Origin of the sequence: Nostoc sp. UIC 10630, from assembly GCF_010747425.1 — a bacterium.
In the GTDB taxonomy this organism is placed as follows: Bacteria; Cyanobacteriota; Cyanobacteriia; order Cyanobacteriales; family Nostocaceae; genus Nostoc.
This window is the reverse complement of the sequence record NZ_JAAGOG010000381.1, coordinates 1-3169: the sequence shown is the minus strand read 5'-3', so window position 1 is coordinate 3169 and position 3169 is coordinate 1. Positions and strand designations below refer to the sequence as shown.

At 47.2% G+C, this 3169-nt stretch carries 1 protein-coding gene; it reads left to right on the top strand.

All coding sequences use genetic code 11. The annotated features are described in order from the left end of the window. Nucleotides 1-3169 (top strand): cobaltochelatase subunit CobN (cobN, locus tag G1O98_RS37625; protein ID WP_243458664.1); only part of this gene is annotated, 3169 nt, incomplete at both ends.

Sequence of the window (3169 nt, the reverse complement as noted above, 5' to 3'; positions counted from 1 at the left end):
TCCACCTCAGAACTCCGTTCATCCACCTTTGAACCGGATGAATCCACCTCAGAACTCCGTTCATCCACCTTTGAACCGGATGAATCCACCTCAGAACTCCGTTCATCCACCTTTGAACCGGATGAATCCACCTCAGAACTCCGTTCATCCACCTTTGAACCGGATGAATCCACCTCAGAACTCCGTTCATCCACCTTTGAACCGGATGAATCCACCTCAGAACTCCGTTCATCCACCTTTGAACCGGATGAATCCACCTCAGAACTCCGTTCATCCACCTTTGAACCGGATGAATCCACCTCAGAACTCCGTTCATCCACCTTTGAACCGGATGAATCCACCTCAGAACTCCGTTCATCCACCTTTGAACCGGATGAATCCACCTCAGAACTCCGTTCATCCACCTTTGAACCTCAAATCTCGCAATCCCCAATCCCCAAAATCGGCATCCTTTTCTACCGCGCTCATTATTTAGCGGGGAACACTAAAGTAATTGATGCTTTATGCCAAGCCTTGGTACAAAAAAATTTACAACCAGTGCCAGTGTTTGTTTCCTCATTGCGTGAACCCGATGTTCAAGCGGAGTTGAGTGAATTTTTCCAACCTAAAGAAGCTGAATCAATCGCTGTACTGCTAAATACCACTAGTTTTTCTCTAGCACGCTTAGAAAGCGAAACACCCCAAACTGAACTGTGGGAAAAATTAGATGTGCCTGTGTTGCAGGTAATCCTCAGTGGTGGATCAATTGAACAGTGGGAGTCACAGTTTCAAGGGCTTTCTCCCCGCGATATTGGCATGAATGTGGCGCTACCAGAAGTAGATGGGCGGATTATTACGCGTGCTGTGTCTTTTAAAGCCGTGCAAACTCGTAATCCCCATTTAGAGACAGATGTGGTAATTTATGAACCAGTCAGCGATCGCATTGAGTTCGTTGCTAAACTAGCAGCAAATTGGGCGCGTCTGCGTTCCAAACCCCCCCAAGAGCGGCGAATTGCCCTAATTTTGGCAAACTACCCCAACCGCAATGGACGGCTTGCCAACGGTGTGGGACTCGACACCCCAGCTAGTTGTGTAGAAATTCTGCAAGCTCTACATCTGGCTGGGTATGAAGTAGAAAATCCACCTGCTCAAGGAGATGAGTTGATTCAACGGCTGACAGATGGCGTAACAAATGACCCGGAAGGTCGAGAATCGCTTCCGGTACACCAAAGTGTCTCTTGGGAAGAATATCAAGAATATTTCGCTTCATTACCGCCAGCAGTTCAGCAAGGTATTACTGAAAGGTGGGAAATGGGGAATGGGGAATGGGGAATGGGAAATGGGGAAGAGTTTAGTAGTAGCCCAATTCCCAATACTTCGGCTTCTCTACGAGACGCTACGCGAACGCTCAGTACAAGTTCCCAATTCTCAATTTCCAATCTCCAATGCCCAATTCCCGTTCCCGGAATCCAACTCGGCAACATCTTTGTGGGAATTCAGCCAGCAAGAGGTTATGATAATGACCCCAGTTTGAATTATCATGCACCGGATTTAGAACCAACCCATGATTATTTAGCTTTCTACTATTGGGTTAGAGAAACTTTTGGTGCTGATGCTGTAGTTCATGTAGGGAAACACGGAAATCTAGAATGGCTACCCGGTAAAAGCGTGGCTTTATCTAATAATTGTTATCCAGAAGTGGCTTTCGGCGCACTTCCCCACCTGTACCCGTTTATTGTCAACGATCCTGGTGAAGGTTCCCAAGCGAAACGTCGCGCTCAAGCGGTGATTATAGATCACCTAACGCCGCCGATGACTCGCGCGGAACTCTACGGTTCTTTGCAACAGTTAGAAAATTTAATTGATGAGTATTATGAAGCCGACAGTTTAGATCCTTCGCGTTTACCAGTAATTCGCGATCGCATCCACGAATTGGTGATCAAAGAAAACCTCCATCTAGATTTGGGAATCCAAAATGAAACAGAAATTTTTAAGTCTGAATCCTTAATCTTGAATTCCATCGGTGGTTATCTTTGTGAATTGAAAGAAGCCCAAATCCGCGATGGGTTGCACATTTTTGGGCAATGTCCCCAAGGAAGGCAGCTGCGGGATTTAATAGTAGCGATCGCTCGCATACCCAATCGCCATTCTTCAGGTATTACCCGCGCCATAGCTCAAGATTGGGGACTAGATTTCGACCCCCTCACAGCCGATTTGTCAATGTCTAGTGGTGAATATTCAGTAGTCAATGGCACAGAATGCCGCACCATCGGCGATATAGTTGAAGTCCTAGAAGAACACGCCGCCCTTTTAGTAGAACAACTAATAAATCAGGATTCAGAATTCAGGATTCAGAATTCAGAATTTAGAAATCAGGAATCTTGTAGAGACGCGATGAATCGCGTCTCTACCTGGATACGCGATCGCCTGCTACCAGCTTTACAACAAACCGATCAGGAAATCACCCATTTATTACATGGACTCGATGGCGGTTACGTCCCTAGCGCCCCATCTGGCGCACCCACGCGCGGCCGCCCAGAAGTTCTACCAACAGGGAGAAACTTTTATTCTGTAGATATTCGCGCCATTCCCACAGAGACAGCTTGGGATATTGGTAGAAAAGCTGCTGAAACCCTCGTGGAATATTACACTCAAGAGCATGGCGAATATCCCAAAACACTAGGTTTGTCATTGTGGGGAACAGCCACCATGAGGACTGGAGGTGATGATATTGCCGAAGCGTTAGCTTTATTGGGAGTCCAACCTGTCTGGGACGGTGCAGCGCGGCGAGTAGTGGATTTTGAAATTTTGCCTCTAGCAATTTTGGGACGACCCCGTGTAGATGTCACCTTACGAATTTCAGGATTCTTCCGCGATGCTTTTCCCAACTTAATTGACTTATTCGATCAAGCGGTATCAGCAGTAGCAGATTTGGATGAACCGCCAGAACAAAATCCCCTAGCGGATGCAGTTCGCCAAGAGACTGAATTGTGGACAAGCCAAGGATTAACTTTAGAAGAAGCCGTGGTGCGATCGCGCTATCGCATCTTTGGTTCTCGCCCAGGCGCTTACGGTGCAGGACTCCAAGGTTTAATCGAATCACAAAACTGGACAGACGATGAAGATTTAGCCCGCGCCTACATTAACTGGAGTTCTTACGCTTATTCTTCGGGGGCAGGGGAGCAGGGGG